Here is an 18,713-nt window from a genome sequence, read left to right as displayed (position 1 = left end):
GTCACGACGCGGCGGCGTGCCGCTCCTGGCCGTGGTGGGTGATCTCCATGGCGCCGCTGTCGCCGAAGGTGAGCCGGCAGGTGTCGGCGCGGTACGTGGCGACGGCGACGGCCGCGACCCGGCCGCCGCTGAAGTAGCGGGTGGTGACGACCAGAACGGGCGCGCCGGGCAGCCGGTCGAGCTGCTTGGCGTCCTCGGCGCGGGCCGAGCCGAGCTCCACGGCCCGGTCGTCCCCGTCGAGTTCGAGGGCGTGCAGCTCGTGCAGGACGGCGGGGGCGTGGCCGGCCGGGGTCAGATCGTCGGCGAGACCGGGGACCGAGGCGCGGGGCACGTACAGCAGCTCGGTGGCGACGGACTGGCCGTGCATGGCGCGCACCCGGCGGACGGTGTGCACCGCCTCGTCGGTGTCCGTGCCCAGTACGTCGGCGACGGCGGCGGGCGCGACGGCCTCGACGCAGCCCACGGTGCGCCAGGCGTCACCCGCGGCACCCGGCCAGCTGCCGCTCGACGGGCCGACGGAGACGCCCACGCGCGGCGGCGCCACCGTGGTGCCGACGCCGCGGCGGCGCTGCAGGCGGCCCTCCAGCTCCAACTGCTCCAGGGCCTGGCGCAGGGTGGCCCGGGCGACGCCGAAACGGGCGGCCAGGTCACGCTCGTTGGGGAGGATCTCGCCGACCTCGAACTCGGAGTCGAGGGCGTCGATGAGGACGGTCTTGAGGTGCCAGTACTTGGGCTCCGGCACATTCTCGAGCTGCGTGGTCCCCACCCTGTCCTCCGCAATCGGCCTGACCCCGCCGGGGTTTGTTCAGCCTTGTTTCCGAACGGCTCTTTATTAAAGGTTCTTGCACTACTAGGCGACGATAAGGCTGCCCTCCGGCTTGGTCAAGACCAATGCTCACCGGCCCGGCGGGATCCGGCCGCTGCCGACGCACGCTGTTCACGAGGTGTTCCCGCCCGTCATGGGCCGTTCGCACCCTGGTAGCGTGCGTGATCACTTCGAGTGAGGGAGCTGGCATGGGTCCGGTCACGGTGGTCACCGGAGGCGGCCGCGGCATCGGCGCGGCGGTCGCGCTGCGGCTGGCCCGCGAGGGGCACGCCATCGGCATCGGCTACGAGCAGGACGCCGACGCCGCCGAGGAGATCGCCCGCAAGGTGCGCGACGCCGGCGCGCGCTCGGTCGTGGTCCGGGTCGACACCAGCGACGCGGCTCAGGTGGACGCCCTCTTCGACACCGTGAAGGAACAGCTCGGCGGCATTACGGGGCTGGTCAACAACGCGGGCATCACGGGACCGCTCGGCCGCTTCACCGAGACGCCGGTGGAGGTCATGCGCCGGGTGATCGACGTCAATGTGATGGGCGCGATCATGTGCGCCCGGCGGGCCGCGCTGGAACTGTCCACCAGGTACGGCGGGCAGGGCGGCGCGATCGTCAACATCTCCTCCGGCGGCGCGACGCTCGGCAGCCCCGGGGAGTACGTGCACTATGCGGCCAGCAAGGCGGCGGTGGACGCGCTGACCGTGGGCCTGGCCAAGGAGCTGGCGCCGGACGGCGTGCGCGTCAACTCCGTGCAGCCGGGCATGATCGTGACCGACATCCACGCGGCCATGGGCGACCCCGAGCGGCCCTGGCGCAATCCCGACCGTGTGCCCATGCGGCGCCCCGGCGAGCCGGACGAGGTCGCCGGCGCGGTGGCGTGGCTGTTGTCGCCGGAGGCGTCGTACACGACGGGCGCGGTGCTGCGGGTCGCCGGCGGGCTGTAGGGGCCCTCGTCACCCGGGGCGCCGCCCGGCGGGCGTCCCCATGGCGCCCGGCGCGGCAGTGCCCTCTACCGCCGGTCATGCCCCGGCGGCGCCGTCCTCGGCGTCCTCGGCGTCGATCATGCGCAGTACGTCCGTGGCGAGCGCCGTCACCTGGGGGATCATCTCCGGGGTGGCCAGCGCCAGGTGGCACAGCGACCAGGACAGGGTGACGACCCGGCTCTGCCGGGCCTCCAGTGCGTCCAGCAGGCGGCGTCCTACGAGCTCCGCGGCGTCCTTGCGTACGGCGGGGTCGGTCCAGGCGGTGGCGATGATCGCGAGGGCCGCCGCCTCGCACACCCAGTCCTCGGCGTTGTTCAGCACATCGGCCAGGAGCGCGCGGCGCCGCGAGACCGCCCAGGGCTCGTCCGCGCGGTGGTGCGCCAGGCCCAGGCACGCCCATACCTGCACGGAACGTATCCACAGGTCCGGGGCCTGGGCCGCCAGCGCGCGGCCCAGGTCGTCCTCGCGCGGGGCCGGTGGGTGGACGAGCACGCCCAGCAGGTCGTCCGGGTCGAGCCCGGACAGCGCCACCGCCTCGTCGTAGGCGGCGACCAAGTGCGGCCAGCCGTGCCACGCCAGTCTGCGCACCGCCTCGGCAGCCTCCGGTGACGGCGGCCGGACGGCGGGCCGGGCCTTCGTGCCCTCGTACGCCCACAGGGCGACCTCGACGGGGCGGGGGGCGATCCGCAGGTCCGGCTCCGGCACGGACTGGGTGTCGGTCTCGGCGTGCGGGAAGGCGGTGCGCAGGGCGAGCAGGGCGCTGGGCGGCTCCAGGGCGGAGACCGTGAGCGTCAGCTTCGCGTCGGCGGGGACGGACTGCTGGAGGGCCCGGTGGAGCAGGCTGACGATCGCCTCGTTGCCGCCGGGTACCCAGTTGAGCCACGGCCTGCCCTGGCTCAGCCGGGCGAGCAGGTCGGCCGCGTAGCCGTGGCCGGGCTCGGCCCGCAGGTGGTCGGCAAGGGCGACGAGGTGCCGCAGGTCCGGGTCGGCGGCATGGCGCAGCGCGTGGGCGGCGGGGCCCGCCTTGGGGTGGGCGGGGTCGGCGGCCAGCGCGCGCTCGGCCCATTCCACGCCCTCGGCCGGGCGGCCCAGGCTCTGCAGCAGCTCGGCGACGTCGACGTACAGGTCGAGGTCGGAGGGGTCGCGCGCGATCTCGCGCTGCCAGACGTCCAGCGCCTCCTCGGGGCGGCCGGCGCTGCGCAGCGCGTAGCCGAGCATCACGGCGGCGGGGTGGCACGGTTCGAGTTCGTACGAGCGCCGCGCCCAGGCCACGGCTTCCTCCGCGCGGCCCATGCGGCGGGCCAGGGTCGAGCCGCACCACAGCAGCATCGTGTGGTCGGGGTGCCGCGCGGCGGTGGCGCGGACCAGGTCGAGCAGCGGCAGCAGCGGGCCGCGCCGCTCCTCGTCCACCGGATCCGGGAGCTGCGGCGCGACGCGTGCGGCCGCGTGGGCGACGGTGTCCGGGCCGACCAGCTCCACGATGTCGGGGCGGCGCAGCCAGGCGACGTCCAGCCAGGGCCGCTGCGGTTCGTGCCCGGCGCACTGGGCGAGCAGGCCGACGGCCTCGTCCCAGCGGCCCGCGACCGCGCAGAGGTGGCCGCGCGCGGCCACGGTGCCGATGAACGCCCGCTCATCGGGGGCGAAATACGTCAGCGCCGCCTCGGCGCCCCCGACACGCGCGGCGAACTCGGCCAGCGCCTCGTGTATCTCCGGCAGCCCCGGGTCGCGCGCCAGCGCGTCCTCCAGGTGCCGGGCGGCGTGGGCGAGGTCCCCTCCGGCCAGGGCGATGCGCGCGGTGGCCACCTCGCCCTCGGCCTCCAGGCGTCCCCCGTCGTCATGCCCTCCGGAAAGATCGTGCACGACCGCTCCCCGCCTCGACTGCTCCTGCTGCACCGACTCGGGCACCCTAACCGACGTCCTGGAACGGCCTGTCCGCTGAACGGTGCCGATTCGTTAACACAAGGAAACAGATTCAAAACCCGAGAAGGCGTTCCGGCGTACACAATCCCCCCAGCCCCCACCAGGTTGACCGGTTGTTGAACCCCCGAGGAGCACCATGTCCGCTCAGGCCACCGACGTGGCGAAGGGCTCTCCGCCGCCCGCACCGAAGAATCCACTTGACCGCTACTTCCGCATCGGGGAGCGCGGGTCGACCTTCGGCCGAGAGGTCCGAGGCGGCTTCGCCACCTTCTTCACGATGGCATACATTCTCGTGCTCAACCCGATCATCCTGGGGAGCGCGAAGGACAAGTTCGGCCACGTCCTGTCGACCGGTCAACTGGTCACCGCCACCGCGCTGGTGGCGGCGGTCATGACGATCGTCATGGGCGTCGGCGGCAATCTGCCGCTGGCCATCGCGGCGGGCCTCGGCCTCAACGCCGTGGTGGCCTTCCAGATCGCGCCCATGATGAGCTGGGACGACGCGATGGGCCTGATCGTCATCGAGGGCCTGGTCATCTGCGTGCTGGTGGTCACCGGGCTCCGCGAGGCCGTGATGCACGCGATACCGCAGCCGCTGAAGCAGGCGATCAGCGTGGGCATCGGCCTGTTCATCGCCTTCATCGGCTTCGTGGACGCCGGCTTCGTCAGCCGCATCCCGGACGCCGCGAACACCACGGTCCCCGTACAGCTGGGCGGGAGCGGGGCGCTGTCCGGCTGGCCGGTGCTGGTCTTCTGCCTGGGGGTGCTGCTGACGATCGCCCTGCTGGCGCGGAAGGTGAAGGGCGCGATCCTGATCAGCATCGTCGCCATGACCGTGCTGGCGATCGTCGTCGACGCCGTCGCGGACGTGAAGAGCTGGGGGCTGACCACCCCCAAGGTGCCCGACGACGTCTTCGCGACACCGGACTTCGGGCTGCTCGGGCACTTCAGCCTCTTCGGTGCCTTCGCCGAGGTCAGCTTCATCACGGTGGTGCTGCTGGTCTTCACCCTGATCCTGTCGGACTTCTTCGACACCATGGGCACGGTCGTCGGCATCACCGCAGAGGCGGGGCTGCTGGACGAGGAGGGCAACGTCCCGAACCTGGGCCGCGTGCTGCTCATCGACGGTGCCGCGGCGGTCGCGGGCGGCGCGGCCTCCGCGTCCTCCAACACCGCCTACATCGAGTCCGCGGCGGGCGTCGGCGAGGGGGCCCGTACGGGCTTCGCCAACCTGGTCACCGGCGGTCTGTTCGCGGTGGCGCTCTTCCTGACCCCGCTGCTGACGATCGTGCCGCTGCAGGCGGCGGCCCCGGCGCTGGTGGCGGTCGGCTTCCTGATGATGACCCAGGTCAAGAACATCGGCTGGGACGACTTCGAGATCGCCATCCCCGCCTTCCTGACGATCGCCGTGATGCCCTTCACCTACTCGATCACCAACGGCATCGGCGCCGGCTTCATCGCCTTCGTCCTGCTCAAGGCGGTGCTCGGCAAGGCCCGGCAGGTGCACTGGCTGCTGTGGACGGTGTCGGCGCTCTTCGTCGTCTACTTCGCGATCGACCCGATCGAGCAGCTGCTCGGGGTGAAGTAGCCGCCGCCGGACCGCGGAGGCCGCTGCGGCCTTCGCGGTCCCCACGATGAAGACCCCGACCGGGACGGGGGCCCCCGGTCGGGGCCGCTGGCCGGGCCGGCGCTCCGCACGCCCGGCCCGTACCAGTCGAACTGTCGGCGCAGGACCGGAGTTCCCGCCGTCAGCGCATCCCTCCGTGTGACATGGCGCACGCCCGTACCGAGGGCCACCCCCGTCGCGACGAGCAGACTGCCCGCCAGCTGTCCCGCGCCCTACGTGCCCACGCCCACCAGCGGGGCGGTCAGGGCGGGGAGACCGGGATCAGCCCGGAGAAGAGCGTGGCGCGCTCGGCGCCGATCCGCTGGACGCCCGCGTACCAGCACACGAAGCCGATCACCGTGGTGACCGGCGCCGCCTACCAGCCCAGGGCCGGCGCCTCCCCGCCGCTGGGCGACCGGAACGCGGCCGACCCGTCCACGAGCAGGCCCGGCAGGACGCGCTGGTGCGGGCGCTGGAGCGGCACTTCCCTGGTACGGAGGTCTCGTGGATCGCCGCCGGGCTGCACGTCGTGGCCGCGCTGCCCGAACACCACGGCCCCGAGCCGGAGTTCCTCGCCCGGGCGGCGCGGGCCGGAGTGGCGCTGCGGCCGCTGTCCTCGTACGGCCGACGCGGGGAGGAGGACGGCCGGGTGCGGCTGGTGCTCGGCTACGCGCAGCTGCCGGCGGGGGACGTCGAGACCTGTGTGCGTATGCTGCGCGCGAACGTTTGATCTCAATTCGGCAACACCACGTTTGAACGGGGAATACCCCCTTATCGCCGGGCCTAGGTGCTTGATACACATGGTTCCGCGCGTTCCTGTCCGTCGATGGGCGCCTCACCCCCCACCTGCTCGCCGTGCCTTCGGCCGTCCCTCCCCCAGGAACGCCCATGTCTTCGCGGACCGCGCCCTCGCGCGCCCTGCTGCCGCTCGTCGCGCTCTTCTGCGCCGGCTACCTCGCGCCGTACCTCATGCCGACCGTCGTCGGCCGCCTCACCACCGGACTCGCCCTGAGCGGTTCCCAGGCCGGGGCGGTCGGCAGCGCGCTGCTGCTCGGCTCGGCGTGTGCCGGGTTCACGCTGGCCTCACGGGTCGACCGGATCGGCCCGGTGCGGCCGGCACGGTACGGCCTGCTGCTGATCGCGGGCGGCTTCACCGCGGCCGCGGCCACGGAGCACGTGGCGCTGGTCGTCCTCGGCTGCGTCGCCGGCGGCTTCGGCTCAGGCACGTCGACGGCCGTTGCCGCCGTGGGCATCGCCGGGGAGCGGGAGCCCCACCGCGTGACCGTGCTCGCGCTGCTGACCACCTCGGCGACGGCCGGGGCGCTCTACCTCGTCCTGCCGCGGCTCGGTGGCGGCCACGCCCTGCCCTTCGCGGCCATCGCGGCGACCGCCCTGCTCGTCCTCCCGCTGACCGGTCGGCTGCCCGCGGCGCCGTGCCCGCGGGCCGCGGCCGCGGAACCGCGCGCCGGGCTGCCGCTGCCGCACCTCGGGGCCGGCGTGGTGCTCGCCGGGTCGATGCTGTGCTGGTCCCTGGCGCAGAACGCGCTGTGGGGAGTGAGCGGCCGCATCGGGCTGGACCGCGTGGGTCTGTCGGAGGAGGCGATCGGCTCGGTGTTCGCGGTCGCCCTCGGCGGTGGCCTGGTCGGCGTCGTCGCCGCGGGCGTCATCGGTCCCCGGTTCGGCCGCGCGATGCCCATCGGAGCCGGCACGGTCGTGATCGCCGTCTGCGTGGCCGCCAGCGCCTCAGCGCGCGACGCGGCCGCCTTCGCCGTGGGCGAGGTGCTGTGGAACACCGTCTACCCGATGGTGCTCTCGTACGTGATCGGCCTCGCCGCCGCCCTCGACCCGCGGGGCCGATGGGCGGTGTACGCCGGTTCGGCGTCCTCGCTCGGGGTGGCCTGCGGGCCGCTGACCGGCGCGCTGCTCGGCGCCGGCCTGGGCTTCCCGGTGATGGGCGCGGTCCTGGCCTGCCTGCTGCTGCTCGCGGCCGTGCCGCTCACCGCGGTGGCCCGGGGTGCCGGGGCCGGGACCTGGGGCCGGGGCGCCGTGGCGGTCGGCCGCCGGGCCGCCGCCGCGGTCATGGCCCGCTCGGACGTCGGCCGGGCGGCCTGACGGAAAAGAGGATGCGGTGGCGGTGGCGCCTCTGGCAGGGTGCCGCGTCGTGACAGACACCGGTACCCTCCGCATCACCCCGCTCGCCGAGCGCCCCGCCCTGATCCCCCGGCTCTACGAGATCTCCGAGAACTGGCCGGCGTTCGTCCCGCAGGACCCGGTCGCCGGCGCGCTGCTGCACCGTGTGGCCGAGGACTTCCCCCAGTACTGCGTGGTCGCGACCGACGGCGACCGCGTCGTCGCGCGGGGGTTCGCCGTCCCCTTCGACGCCGCCCGCGAGGGCCGGGAGGAGACCCCCGACCAGGGCTGGGACCGCGTGCTGGTGTGGGCTTACGCCGACCTGCGCGACGGGCACCCGCCGACGGCCGCCAGCGCGCTGGAGATCACCATCGACACCGGATACCTCGGCCGGGGCCTGTCCCACCGCATGGTGGCCGCACTCCGCGACACCGCGCGCGACCTGGGGCACCGCGCGCTCCTCGCCCCGGTCCGCCCCACGGCCAAGCACCTGCGGCCGCGCGTCCCCATGGCCGACTACATCCGCCTGCTGCGGGAGGACGGACTCCCCGAGGACCCGTGGCTGCGCGTGCACGTCAAGGCGGGCGGCGTCATCGAGAAGGTCGCGCCGGCCTCCATGACGGTCAGCGGCACACTGACCCAGTGGCGCCGCTGGACGGGGCTCCCCTTCGACCGCGACGGCGCCGTCGAGGTGCCCGGCGCCCTGGTGCCGGTGCACTGCGACACCGCGCACGACCACGCCGTCTACGTCGAACCCAACGTCTGGGTCCGGCACGGCACGGGCCGGGGCTAGCCCAGGGCCCGGTCGAGGTTGAAGGCCGCGCTGATCAGGGAGAGGTGCGTGAACGCCTGCGGGAAGTTGCCGCGCAGCTCCCCGGTGCGGTCGATCTCCTCGGCGTACAGGCCCACGTGGTTGGCGTAGGTCAGCATCTTCTCGAAGGCCAGCCGGGCCTCGTCCTTGCGTCCGGCCCGGGTGAGGGCCTCGACGTACCAGAAGGAGCAGATGGAGAACGTGCCCTCGTCGCCGGGCAGACCGTCCGGGCTCGCCTGGGGGTCGTAGCGGTAGACCAGGGAGTCGGAGACGAGGTCCTTGCCGAGGGCTTCGAGCGTCGAGAGCCACTTGGGGTCGGTCGGCGAGATGAACTTGGACAGCGGCATCATCAGCACCGACGCGTCCAGGACGTCCTCGCCCTCGCTCTGGGTGAAGGCACCGCGCGCCTGCGACCAGCCGTTCCTCATGATCCGCCGGTAGATCGCGTCGCGGGCCCCGTACCAGCGCTCGCGGTTGGCGGGCAGGCCGCGGTGGTTCGCCATGCGGATGCCGCGTTCGATCGCCACCCAGCACATCACGCGGGAGTACAGGAAGTTCTTGCGGCCGCCGCGGGTCTCCCAGATGCCCTCGTCGGGCTGGTCCCAGTTGTCGCAGACCCAGTCCACGAGTTCGCAGACGGTGTCCCAGTGGGCGCTGGAGATCGGCTTGCCCCACTTGTCGTACAGATAGAGGGAGTCGATCAGCTCGCCGTAGATGTCCAGCTGGAGCTGGTGGACGGCGCTGTTGCCGACCCGGACCGGCGCGGAGCCCGCGTAGCCCTCCAGGTGGGGCAGTTCCCGTTCCGGCAGCTCCGAGCGGCCGTCGATGCCGTACATGATCTGCAACGGGCCGGCGGTACAGCCGGGCCCCCCGACGCAGACGCGGTCGGACAGGAAGTTCATGAAGGCCTCGGCCTCTTCGGTGAAGCCCAGCCGGAGCAGCGCGTACACGCAGAAGGCGGCGTCGCGGATCCAGACGTAGCGGTAGTCCCAGTTGCGCTCGCCGCCGATGCGCTCGGGGAGGCTGGTGGTGGGCGCGGCGATGATGGCGCCGGTCGGGGCGTAGGTGAGCAGTTTGAGGGTGAGCGCGGAGCGGTGCACCATCTCGCGCCAGCGTCCGCGGTACTTCGACTGGGAGAGCCAGCGCCGCCAGTAGTGCACCGTCTTCTCGAACTGGTCCTCGGCCTCGGTCAGCGGGCAGCCCCGGGGAAGGACCCCGTCGCCGACCTGGTCCAGGGCGAAGACCGCGGTCTCGCCCTCGGCCAGTTTGAACTGGGCCCAGACGTCCAGGCCGTCGTGCTCCAGCGGCACCGAGCAGGTCAGCGCGAGGGTCTGGGCGGGGGTGGCGAAGACCGCCTGCATGCCGTTCATGTGCACGGTGTGCGGCACGGTGCCGTAGGCGAAGCGCGGTGCCACCCGGACCTTGAAGGGCAGCATGCCCCGGACGCACACCACGCGGCGGATCAGGCGGTGCCGGTCGGCCTCGATGGAGTCGTCGACGACGGGCATGAAGTCCTGGACCTCGCCCATGCCGTCCTCGGCGAAGAAGCGGGTGATCAGCACATTGGTGTCGGGGAAGTAGAACTGCTTGGTCTGCGCGGGCACGTCCGCGGCCAGCTCGAAGTTGCCGCCCCGGTCGGCGTCGAGGATCGAGGCGAAGATGCTGGGCGCGTCGAAGCGCCCACTGCAGTACCAGTCGATGGTCCCGTTCGTGCCGACGAGCGCGGCGCTGCGCAGATCGCCGATGAGACCGTGGGCGGCGATCGGCAGATACCGGTCGCCGCCGGCCGGTGCGAACCGGGGCTGGAGGGCTTCGGCTGTCACGGTGGCCTCCTCACATGCCGGGAAAACGGCGAAAGCCACCTTTTAGACTAACTCTCCGCATCCCCTCCTTTCCCGGCGTGTTCCCGGACCGTCCGCCGGCCCGTTCCCGAGCCTGTTCTCGCGCCTGTTCTCGCGCCTGTTCCCGGGTCTCCTGCCAGGGCTCTTCCTACTCCTCTTCCTTGGCCCGCTCGCCGGACGCCTCCGTGGCGTACTCGATGACGGAGCGGGCCTCGGCGAGCCGCTGCCCGGCGATCTCGTCGTCCTGGCCCTCGTACAGGGCGATCACCGCACGGGCCCGGGCCGCTGCCTCGGTGCGCCGCCCCAGGTCGGCCTCCAGCCAGGCGGCCATGAGCTGGGCGGCACTGCGGGCGGGGCCGGGATCGAAGGTGGCGATCGCGCGCTCGGCGCAGGCCAGGCCCTCCTCGTACGCGGCGCGCGCCGAGCCGTCCTCGTCCTCGTCGCCGGGCTCGTCCGGGCAGGAGCGCACGATCAGTTCACCGGTCTGCCGGTAGGTCCCCGCCAGTTCGGCGCGCAGTTGCGCGGCGGTCGGCTCGTCGCCTGCCGCCGTCGCGGCGGCCAGCGCCTCCTCGGCCACCGCGGCGGCCTCGGCCATGACGGGCCGGCCCTCGGGCAGGCCGCCCTGGCCGTCGTGGAGGGCGAGCCAGGCCCGGGCGCGCAGGGTGCGCACGAGCGGGACCGGGCGCTCCAGCGCGCGCCACAGCTCACCGGCCCGGGTGTAGGCCCGCACGGCCTCGTCGATCATGCCGGCCCGCTCCAGGCAGTCGGCGGCGAGGTTCGCCAGGACGGCGTGGTCCTGCTGCTCGTCCCAGCCCTTGGCGATCTCGGCGGCGAGCAGGAACTGCTCGGCGGCGGCACGCGGCTCGTCCAGGTCGCGCAGTCCCTCCCCCAGCCACCAGCGGGCCTGGACGACCCGGCCGTCGTGGTGGACGCGCTCCAGGTCGGGCAGGGCGGTCTCCAGGACGGTGGCGGACTCGGCGGCCCGGCCCTGGCGCAGCAGTGCCCCGCCGAGCACGAGCCGGGCCAGGGAGCCGAGCTCCTCGGACGCGTCGGCCTCGTCGGCCCAGTGGGCGCCCTCCAGGGCGGTGTCGGCGGCCTCGGCGTCGGCGCCGCGGGCGGCGAGCGCGGAGGCCAGCACGGTGTGCAGGTGGGCGCGGTGCACCGGGCGGAGGACGTCGGCGCCGTGCTCCAGTGCGGCGCGGGCGGACTCCTCGGCGGTGGTGTGGTCGTCGTGCTCCAGGGACAGGTCGGCGAGAAGCGCCTCCGGCTCGGCGGCGTGCCAGGGCGTCCCCGCCTCGTGGTTGGCGCGGGCGGCCCGTGCGAAGAGCTCCGCCGCGGTCGCCGCGTCGCCGCGCGCGACGGCGTAGCGGGCGAGCAGGGTGGTCGCGTCGGCGAGCCGGCCGAGCATCCGCTCCTCGTCTCGGTGCTCCTCGGCGAAGTCGACGATCCGCCGCAGCTCCGCCTCGCCCTCGGCGCTCGGCTGCCGCAGATGGAGCCGGGCGAGCCAGGCACCGCAGAGCTGGCGGGCGGTGGCCCGGCCCGCGCCGTGCAGCTCGCGCAGCGCCTCGACGGCGGTGTCGAGCGCGGCAAGTGCCTCCTCGCTCCGCTCCGCGACGGCGACCGCGTACGCGGCGCGGGCCCGGCAGGCGGCGGCCTCGCCCGCGTCCCCCACGGCCTCGAACAACGCGGCGGCGGTGTCGAAGAGCGGGACGGCAGTGCCGGGGTCCTCGAAGGCGTCGATGCCCGCGTGGTCGGCGACCTCGGCCCGGGCCCGCTCGTCGAGCTCCGCTCCGGTGCGCTCGGCGGCGCGGCCCAGGGCGGCCCAGGCGGCGCGCGCGGTGGGGTGCTGGGCACCGCTGAGCCGGCGGGCCTCGGCGAGCAGCGAAGGCACGTCCTCGGCACCCTCGGGGGCCGCGGCCGCCTCGGGGACCGGCGCGGACCGCGGGCGCGCGGGCGTCACCAGGCGGTGCCGCGCCCGCACGCCCAGCGGGAGCCGCTCCGTGAGCGGCTCGGCGCCGAGGCGCTCGCGCATACGGCGGCCGACGGTGCCGTTGCCGTTGCGGGCGTCGAAGCGCGCGGCGACGGCACCGGCCTCGCGCTCGGCGTGGGCGAGCAGTTCGCGGGCGGTCCACTCGGTGCCGGCGGGGCCGGGGACGTGCTGGTCGGCGTGGCCGAGCGCGACCAGGCGGCGCATGAGGACCCCGGTGACCGCGAGGTAGTCCATCAGCGTGTCGGGGTCGCCGGTGTCGGTGAAGTACGCGGGGTGCTCGGCGAGGATCTCCAGGGCCCGGGCCTCGTTGCCGGTCAGGGCGCAGAACTCGACGTGGCCCGCCACGGCGCCGCGCATGCTCTCCATGGAGCGCACCAGGCGGTAGCCGCGCAGATGATGGGCGCGCGCCTCGTCGAGGCGGCCGAGACGGACCAGCGGCAGCAGGGAGGACGCCAGCACGTTGTGCGGCTCGTGGGCGCAGGTGTACCGGCCCGCGAGGACGGGCTCCCAGGTGGTGAGGGCCTCGGCGTCCTGACCGCACTCGACCTGCCAGTTGCCCTGGCCGTGGAGTTCGCAGGCGTGGCAGTCGGCCATGCTGTCGCGGTCGGCGGCGAGCCACGCGGCGTGGGCGGCCGCGGCACGCCCGGTGTCACCGAGGTGCCGGGCGATGCGGAACTCGCCCTGGCGCACGGCGCGTTCGGAGTGGCCGGCGAGGCGGTAGCGGTGCTCCATCTCGCGCTGCCACTTCTCGATGGAGGCGAGCGGGACGTCGGGCTGGTCGAGCATCCCGTTGGACACCCACTTGAAGATCCAGTGCAGGTGGTGGGTGTTCGCGCCGTCGAAGTCGCCGGGACGCTCGTCCCACATGCGCAGCAGCCGGGCGAAGGGGACGAAGAACTTGTCCTTCTCGCTGCTGTACGCGTAGGCGTTGGCGAGGTTGAACAGGGCGTCCAGAAGCAGCGGGGTGTCGCCGGTGGCCTCGGCCTCGGCGACGAGCCGCTCGGCGCCGGCGTTGCGGGCTCGGCCCTCGGGCTCCTCCCGGTTCTGCTGCAGGGCACGGCGTATGGTCGCGACCGCGGGGTCCTGGGTGCTCATCGGCCGTCCTCCGGTTCGGCGTCGGCGGGGGTGGCGGCGTCGACGGGCTGGGCCGCCCACTGGAGCAGGCCGAGGAAGGCCCGGTTGAGGAGCGCGGAGTCGGCGGGGCGCAGCGGGCGCTGTGCCATCAGCAGGGCCTGGCCGTACAGCGCCTCGGCGGCGGTGCCGACGAGCTCGGGATCGGTGAGGCCGCTGATCCGGCGGACCAGCGGGTTGAGGTGGTTCAGGACGAGCCGGGCGCGCGGGGTGCCGCCGCGCAGGGAGCCGAGGATGCCGGCCCACAGTTCGTCGGCCTGCTCCTCCTCCTCGGCGCGGGCGCGTTCGTGACGGGCGGCCCGGTCGTCCAGGTGGAGGGCGGGGACGGTGACCGGGTGGAAGGTGCGCAGCGACACGTCGCAGCCGAGGGCGTCGAGCTTGGCGCGGGCGGCGCCGAGGAAGCCGGAGAGGGCCAGTTCCGCGGCGGGGTCCACGGGGTCGAGGTGCGCGGTGACGGTGTCGGCGTCGAGTTCGGCGACGACGGTGCCGGGGCGCACCGTGGGCAGCAGCTCCACCAGGTCCGCGTCGTAGGTGTAACCGCCGTTGACCACGCCGATTCCCTGCGCGGAGGCGATCGCCGCGACCTGCCGGTACTCCTCGACGGTCCGGGTGAAGTGGACGACGGGGTGGCGGCGGGCGAACTCCTCCAGCGACAGCTGCCCGTCGGTGGTCTCGAAGGGCAGCCACGGCAGCATGGTGCGCAGCATGCCCGCGTCGTGCCGGGCCAGCGACTTGACGCCGAGGTGGTGGACGGCCAGGAACTGGGCGAGCCGGTCCTGGTCGCCCGCGGCGAGTTCGGTCAGCCAGCCGCGGATGCGCTCGCCCAGGGCCTCGCGGACGGCGGCGAGGGTCTCGTCGGCGTAGAGGCCCTCACGGGAGGCCGTGGGGCGCAGGCTGTCGGTGTCGATCACGCAGCGGATGAAGAACGCCCAGTCCGGGAGGAGTTCGTCGGCGCGGTCGGTGAGCAGCATGCCCTTGAGGTGGACGCGGTGACCGGCGCGCTGGGCGGGGCTGACCGCGGCGGGCAGGACGTAGCCGACGCCGCGCACGCCCGCGAGGGGGACGTCGAGGTCGATGACGTCGAGCGGGGTGAAGCCGAACTGCTCGTGGCAGTGACGGGCGAGCGCGACACGGCGGGCGGCCGGCCCGGGGTGCGGGCGCTCCCACACCGGCGGCCGCTCGGTGACGGGGGTGTCGCCGACCCGCACGTCGTAGGGCAGCAGCGAGCCGAAGTCCTTGGCGAGGGCGCGGACCCGCTCCTCCGTCAGCCACTCCGCGGCGCCGGGCCGCGCGGCGAGGTGGACGGTCGTGCCGGGCTCGGGGCGGGCCTGCTCGGGCAGCGTGCGGACGGTGTACGAGCCGTCGTCGCGGGCGGTCCACTCGACGGGCGGGGCGTCCGGGGTCCGGGCGGACCGGCTGACGACGCGGATCTCCCCGGCGACGACGAAACAGGCGAGCAGCCCGATGCCGAACTGGCCGAGGAATTCCGAGCGAGCGCTCTCGAGTCCGTCGCGCTTGGAACTGCGGCCGATGGTGGCCAGCAGGCTGTGCACGTCCGCCTCGGTGAGCCCGATGCCGGTGTCCTCCACGCGCAGCCGGTCGCCCTCGGCGTACAGGCGCACCCGGGCGGGGGCGTCCGGCTGTTCGGCCCGGCGGGCGGTGATCGCGTCGACGCCGTTCTGCAGCAGTTCGCGCAGGTAGACCTTGGGGCTGGAGTAGAGGTGGTGGGAGAGCAGGTCCACCAGGCCGCGCAGGTCGACCTGGAAGGTGTGTGGTGTCTGATCTGCAGTCATGGTGGGGGCGCCGGTGAATTCCCGGGGAGGGACGGGGCGCGGGTAGGGCGATCGGGTGATCGCGGCCGCTGGATTGCGGGACATCGTATGGCGGTGGGGCCCGGCGTGACCAGGGGGTTTCGGTGCGCGCGGGGACACGGGAGCGGGCGGGAGCCGCCGCACGGTGCGGGGCGGTTGTTCACCGGGCGTTCGGATCGACGGCACGCGGCGCGAGCAGGAGCGGGGGCCGGACGCAATTCGGCGTACGCGGCTGGTGACTTGGGAGGCCAGGATGGCGGACGGATCCGGGAGCACGGTGGGGCGGCGCGCGGTGCTGCGGGGCGGGCCGGCGGCCTCCGGGGTGCTGCTGGTGCCCGCCGCGGCCGCGCCGGCACTGCCGGGGAGGCCGGCGGCGGTCGACGAGCGGGCGGCACCCCCGGGGGCTTAGCATGTGCAAATCGCCGGGGCAATACGGCGATTTCGAGACCTCGTGGAGCGACCGGGAAGGTGCTCCGCGGGATCCTGACGGCTTGGGAGGATGGCGCCGTGACAGGCGGTTTCACCTACGACCAGGTCGGGGTGACCCGGGACGGCGGCCCCACGCCCCCCGGGTTCCACCGGCTGCACGAGCGGACGCGGCTCGGCGAGGGCCCCGAGGTGCTCGCCGCGGCCGGCCGGGCCCTGATGGACTGGCGGATGCACCGCGCCACGGGACTGCGGGTGCCCGCCGACACCCCGGACGCGGCGCCGGGGGTGCGCGTGCCCCTGCGGATCGGCCCGCTGCGGGCGCCGTGCGAGGTGGTGTGGGCCGAACGCGGCCCGGAGCGGACCGGGTTCGCGTACGGAACGCTCGCCGGCCACCCGGAGCGGGGGGAGGAGGCGTTCGTGGTCAGCCTCGCACCGGACGGCTCCGTGTGGCTGGATGTCACGGCCTTCAGTGGACCGGGAGCGTGGTACGTGGGTCTACTGGGCCCCCTGGGACGCGTCACTCAGCGTGGCATGGCACGTTGGTACGGCCGGTGCCTCCGCCGATTGTCGCAGGACAGAACTGTTGAAAGGGGGAGTTAACCGACATGGGACACCCTTTACCCGTCGGTCACAAAGCGTTCGTGATCACGCAACACGTGTTCGGCATGGTGTTTGCATGCCAGAACTGACTTCCGCCACACCGACCCCCACCACCGCCCGGCGGCAGCACCACTGGCGACGCGATGTGATCGAACTCGCCGCGCTCTTCGTGGCCGTCGCCACCGCCGACCTCGTTGCCAATCTCGTGGGCCACGCGCCCGACGGCCCGGCCCTGCTGTGCCTGTCGGCCGCCGCTCTCGTCGCCACGGCCGGCTTCCACACATGGTGGGCACGCCACCACGGCCATTCGCCGCCGGCCGGACCTCCCGGCGGGGCGCCGGCGGGGACCCGTACGACGGAGCAGGGGGAAAGCTCCGCAGGGAACGGGCCGGACGCCGAGACCACGTTGTGGCGCGTGCGCACGACCGTGCGCGACGCGCCGGGAAGCCTCGCCGCCCTGTGCGCGGCACTGGCCGGGCACGGCGTGGACATCCTCACGCTCCAGACGCACCCGCTGGCCGAGGGCACCGTGGACGAGTTCCTGCTCCGCGCCCCGGCCGCGCTCGCCCCCGGCGACCTGACGCGGGCCGTGGGCGGCGCGGGCGGCCGCGACACCTGGATCGAGCGGGCCGACGCCCACGACCTGGTGGACACCCCGACCCGGATGCTGACCCTCGCGACCCGCACCGCCATGGACGCCGCCGAACTGCCCCTGGCCCTGCGCCAGTTGTTCGGCCGGTGCACGATAAGGTCCATCCCGCCCGGGACGGCCGGCGCCGAACCGGCCGAGGACACCCTGGAGGACACGATCATGCGGCTGCGCGATCCGGCCGGAGGCACCATCACCGTGGAACGCGCCTATCTCCCCTTCACCCCGACCGAGTTCGCCCGGGCCCGCGCCCTCGTCGAGCTCGACGCCCAGCTGGGCGTCAGGGTCCCGGAGGAGCGTTCCGTCCTGACCCTGCCCGAGGGCAACGAGATCACCGTCCGCCGGGCCGGCCCCGAGGACCTCGAGGCCGCCCGCGAGCTGCACGAGCGCTGCTCCGCGGCCACCCTGGCGCGCCGCTACCACGGCCCGGTCGCCGACGTGGACCGCTATCTGACCCATCTGCTCAGCCCCCGCTTCGGTCAGACGCTCGCCGTGCAGACGGTCTCCGGCCGCGTCGTCGCCCTCGCGCACCTGCTGTGGGACGGCGACGAGACCGAGGTCGCCCTGCTGGTCGAGGACGCCTGGCAGCGCCGCGGCATCGGCCTGGAGCTGTTGCGCCGCCTGGTCGCCCAGGCCGTGGACGCGGGATGCGGGAGCGTGTACGCGGTGACCCAGGCGACCAACACCGGGATGGTCGCGACGATGCGCCGCCTGGGTCTGCCGCTGGACTACCAGGTCGAGGACGGCACGTTGGTCATCACCGCGACGCTGTCGCCCGCGGACGCGAGCGCTCGGCTGCGCTGAGGGCGATGTCCAGGTCCTCCCACAGGTCCTCGACGTCCTCCAGGCCGACGGACAGCCGCAGCAGCTTGTCGCTGACGCCCGAGCCGTGGCGGTCGCCCTCGTCCACGATGCGATGGCTGATCGAGGCCGGGTGCTGGATGAGGGTGTCGACGCTCCCGAGGCTGACCGCCGGGGTGATCAGCCGGACGCCGGCGATCACCTCGTGCGGGTCGCCCTGCACCTCGAACGCGACCATGGCGCCGCCGATCCGCGGGTAGTGCACCTTCGTCACCCGCGGGTCGGCGGCCAGCCGCTCGGCCAGCGCCGCCGCCGTCGCCGAGGCGGCCTTCACCCGTACGGGCAGCGTGGACAGCCCGCGCAGCAGCAGATAGCCGGCGAGGGGGTGGAGCACCCCGCCGGTGGCGAACCGCACCTTGCGGAGCACGCGGGCGAACTCCTCGTCGCAGGCGATCACTCCACCGAGGACGTCGCCGTGGCCGCCCAGGTACTTGGTGGCGCTGTGCAGCACGATCCTCGCGCCGCTCTCCAGGGGGCGCTGCAGGACGGGCGTGGCGAAGGTGTTGTCCGCGAGCAGCGGCACCTCGCCGCAGGAGTGGGCGACCGCCCGCAGGTCCACCTCGGCGAGCGTCGGGTTGGCCGGGGTCTCCACCATCACCAGACCGGTGTCGGGACGGATGGCGTCGGCGATGCCGGCAGGGTCGGTCCAGGTCACCTCGGTGCCCAGGAGTCCCCCGGTGAGCAGGTGGTCGCTGCAGCCGTAGAGCGGGCGGACGGCGACCACGTGGCGCAGGCCCATGGTGGCGCGGGCCAGCAGGGTGGCGGTGAGGGCGGCCATGCCGCTGGCGAAGGCGACCGCGGCCTCCGCGCCCTCCAGTCGGGCGAGCGCGGTCTCGAAGCGGGCGACGGTGGGGTTGTCGAGCCGGGAGTAGACCGGCGGGCCCTGGAGCGCGGCGCCGGTCGCGGCGAAGTCGTCCAGGCGGGCGGCCTCCGCCCGGCTGTCCCGTGAGGGGTAGGTGGTGGACAGGTCCAGGGGGACGGCGTGCAGGCCGAGGTCCGCGAGATCTTCGCGGCCGGCGTGCACGGCCTCGGTGGCGAGGGCGCGGCAGGTGAGCGCCGATGCTGTCGTGTCCATGGCCTGATGCTGAACAGCTACCGGCCCGTAGCGGCAAGTGTCCGTGTTAATTTCGGCCG

General features: G+C 74.0%; 14 protein-coding genes and 1 pseudogene. 8 read left to right on the top strand and 7 right to left on the bottom strand.

Annotated features, from left to right (window positions below; genetic code table 11):
* Position 1: 1 nt before the first annotated feature.
* Positions 2–766 (bottom strand): GntR family transcriptional regulator, encoded by a 765-nt coding sequence (locus tag ACWDAS_RS25335; RefSeq protein WP_450394995.1) that lies wholly within the window; start codon positions 764–766, stop codon positions 2–4.
* 248 nt (positions 767–1,014) lie between these two features.
* On the opposite strand from ACWDAS_RS25335, the gene ACWDAS_RS25330 reads away from it, so the two are divergent.
* Positions 1,015–1,761, top strand: a complete 747-nt coding sequence (locus tag ACWDAS_RS25330; RefSeq protein ID WP_450394993.1) for an SDR family oxidoreductase — start codon at positions 1,015–1,017, stop codon at positions 1,759–1,761.
* Positions 1,762–1,836: 75 nt separating this feature from the next.
* Here ACWDAS_RS25330 and ACWDAS_RS25325 read toward each other — a convergent pair whose 3' ends face one another.
* Entirely contained in the window at positions 1,837–3,660 is a 1,824-nt protein-coding gene (locus tag ACWDAS_RS25325) for a hypothetical protein (RefSeq protein WP_450394990.1), read from the bottom strand.
* 196 nt (positions 3,661–3,856) lie between these two features.
* Here ACWDAS_RS25325 and ACWDAS_RS25320 point away from each other — a divergent pair, with 196 nt between their 5' ends.
* Positions 3,857–5,308 carry an NCS2 family permease gene (locus ACWDAS_RS25320; protein WP_450394989.1) on the top strand — a complete coding sequence of 484 codons (1,452 nt, stop codon included), beginning with the start codon at positions 3,857–3,859 and terminating at the stop codon, positions 5,306–5,308.
* Here ACWDAS_RS25320 and ACWDAS_RS25315 read toward each other — a convergent pair.
* A pseudogene (locus ACWDAS_RS25315) lies at positions 5,263–5,789 on the bottom strand (EamA family transporter); the annotation flags it as partial. The gene ACWDAS_RS25320 and the pseudogene ACWDAS_RS25315 overlap by 46 nt on opposite strands.
* Here ACWDAS_RS25315 and ACWDAS_RS25310 point away from each other — a divergent pair.
* From ACWDAS_RS25310 to ACWDAS_RS25300, 3 genes are all read left to right on the top strand, one after another.
* Positions 5,790–6,056, top strand: coding sequence for a hypothetical protein (locus ACWDAS_RS25310; RefSeq protein WP_450394987.1), 267 nt, complete (start codon positions 5,790–5,792; stop codon positions 6,054–6,056).
* 158 nt (positions 6,057–6,214) lie between these two features.
* Positions 6,215–7,438 (top strand): MFS transporter, encoded by a 1,224-nt coding sequence (locus tag ACWDAS_RS25305; RefSeq protein WP_450394985.1) that lies wholly within the window; start codon positions 6,215–6,217, stop codon positions 7,436–7,438.
* 49 nt (positions 7,439–7,487) lie between these two features.
* On the top strand, positions 7,488–8,249 hold the full coding sequence (locus ACWDAS_RS25300) for an N-acetyltransferase (protein ID WP_450394983.1): 762 nt from the start codon (positions 7,488–7,490) through the stop codon (positions 8,247–8,249).
* Here the strand turns inward: ACWDAS_RS25300 and ACWDAS_RS25295 are convergent.
* The 3 genes from ACWDAS_RS25295 to ACWDAS_RS25285 all read right to left on the bottom strand — a co-directional run bounded on the left by ACWDAS_RS25295 (position 8,246) and on the right by ACWDAS_RS25285 (position 15,022).
* Positions 8,246–10,090, bottom strand: a complete 1,845-nt coding sequence (locus ACWDAS_RS25295) for a glycoside hydrolase family 15 protein (RefSeq protein ID WP_450394981.1) — start codon at positions 10,088–10,090, stop codon at positions 8,246–8,248. The genes ACWDAS_RS25300 and ACWDAS_RS25295 overlap by 4 nt on opposite strands.
* Before the next feature lie 166 nt (positions 10,091–10,256).
* A complete protein-coding gene (locus ACWDAS_RS25290) occupies positions 10,257–13,193 on the bottom strand; it encodes a tetratricopeptide repeat protein (RefSeq protein WP_450394978.1) in 2,937 nt (978 codons plus the stop codon).
* Positions 13,190–15,022 (bottom strand): HSP90 family protein, encoded by a 1,833-nt coding sequence (locus tag ACWDAS_RS25285; RefSeq protein ID WP_450394977.1) that lies wholly within the window; start codon positions 15,020–15,022, stop codon positions 13,190–13,192. Before ACWDAS_RS25285 ends, ACWDAS_RS25290 begins: the two co-directional genes overlap by 4 nt.
* 271 nt (positions 15,023–15,293) lie before the next feature.
* Between ACWDAS_RS25285 and ACWDAS_RS25280 the strand changes: the two genes are divergently transcribed.
* The 3 genes from ACWDAS_RS25280 to ACWDAS_RS25270 all read left to right on the top strand — a co-directional run bounded on the left by ACWDAS_RS25280 (position 15,294) and on the right by ACWDAS_RS25270 (position 17,522).
* Entirely contained in the window at positions 15,294–15,449 is a 156-nt protein-coding gene (locus ACWDAS_RS25280) for a hypothetical protein (protein ID WP_450394974.1), read from the top strand.
* A 98-nt stretch (positions 15,450–15,547) separates the two neighbouring features.
* Complete coding sequence (locus ACWDAS_RS25275) at positions 15,548–16,069, top strand: DUF1990 family protein (protein WP_450394971.1); 522 nt, start codon at positions 15,548–15,550, stop codon at positions 16,067–16,069.
* Between the two features lie 76 nt (positions 16,070–16,145).
* Positions 16,146–17,522: an N-acetyltransferase family protein gene (locus ACWDAS_RS25270; RefSeq protein WP_450394969.1), complete on the top strand. Its 1,377-nt coding sequence runs from the start codon at positions 16,146–16,148 to the stop codon at positions 17,520–17,522.
* Here the strand turns inward: ACWDAS_RS25270 and ACWDAS_RS25265 are convergent.
* Complete coding sequence (locus tag ACWDAS_RS25265) at positions 17,476–18,654, bottom strand: trans-sulfuration enzyme family protein (RefSeq protein WP_450394966.1); 1,179 nt, start codon at positions 18,652–18,654, stop codon at positions 17,476–17,478. The two genes, ACWDAS_RS25270 and ACWDAS_RS25265, sit on opposite strands and share 47 nt — an antisense overlap.
* Positions 18,655–18,713 lie beyond the last annotated feature (59 nt).

The sequence above is a fragment of the Streptomyces sp. NPDC001070 genome (assembly GCF_053598835.1).
This window is presented reverse-complemented; position numbering and strand designations above follow the sequence as displayed.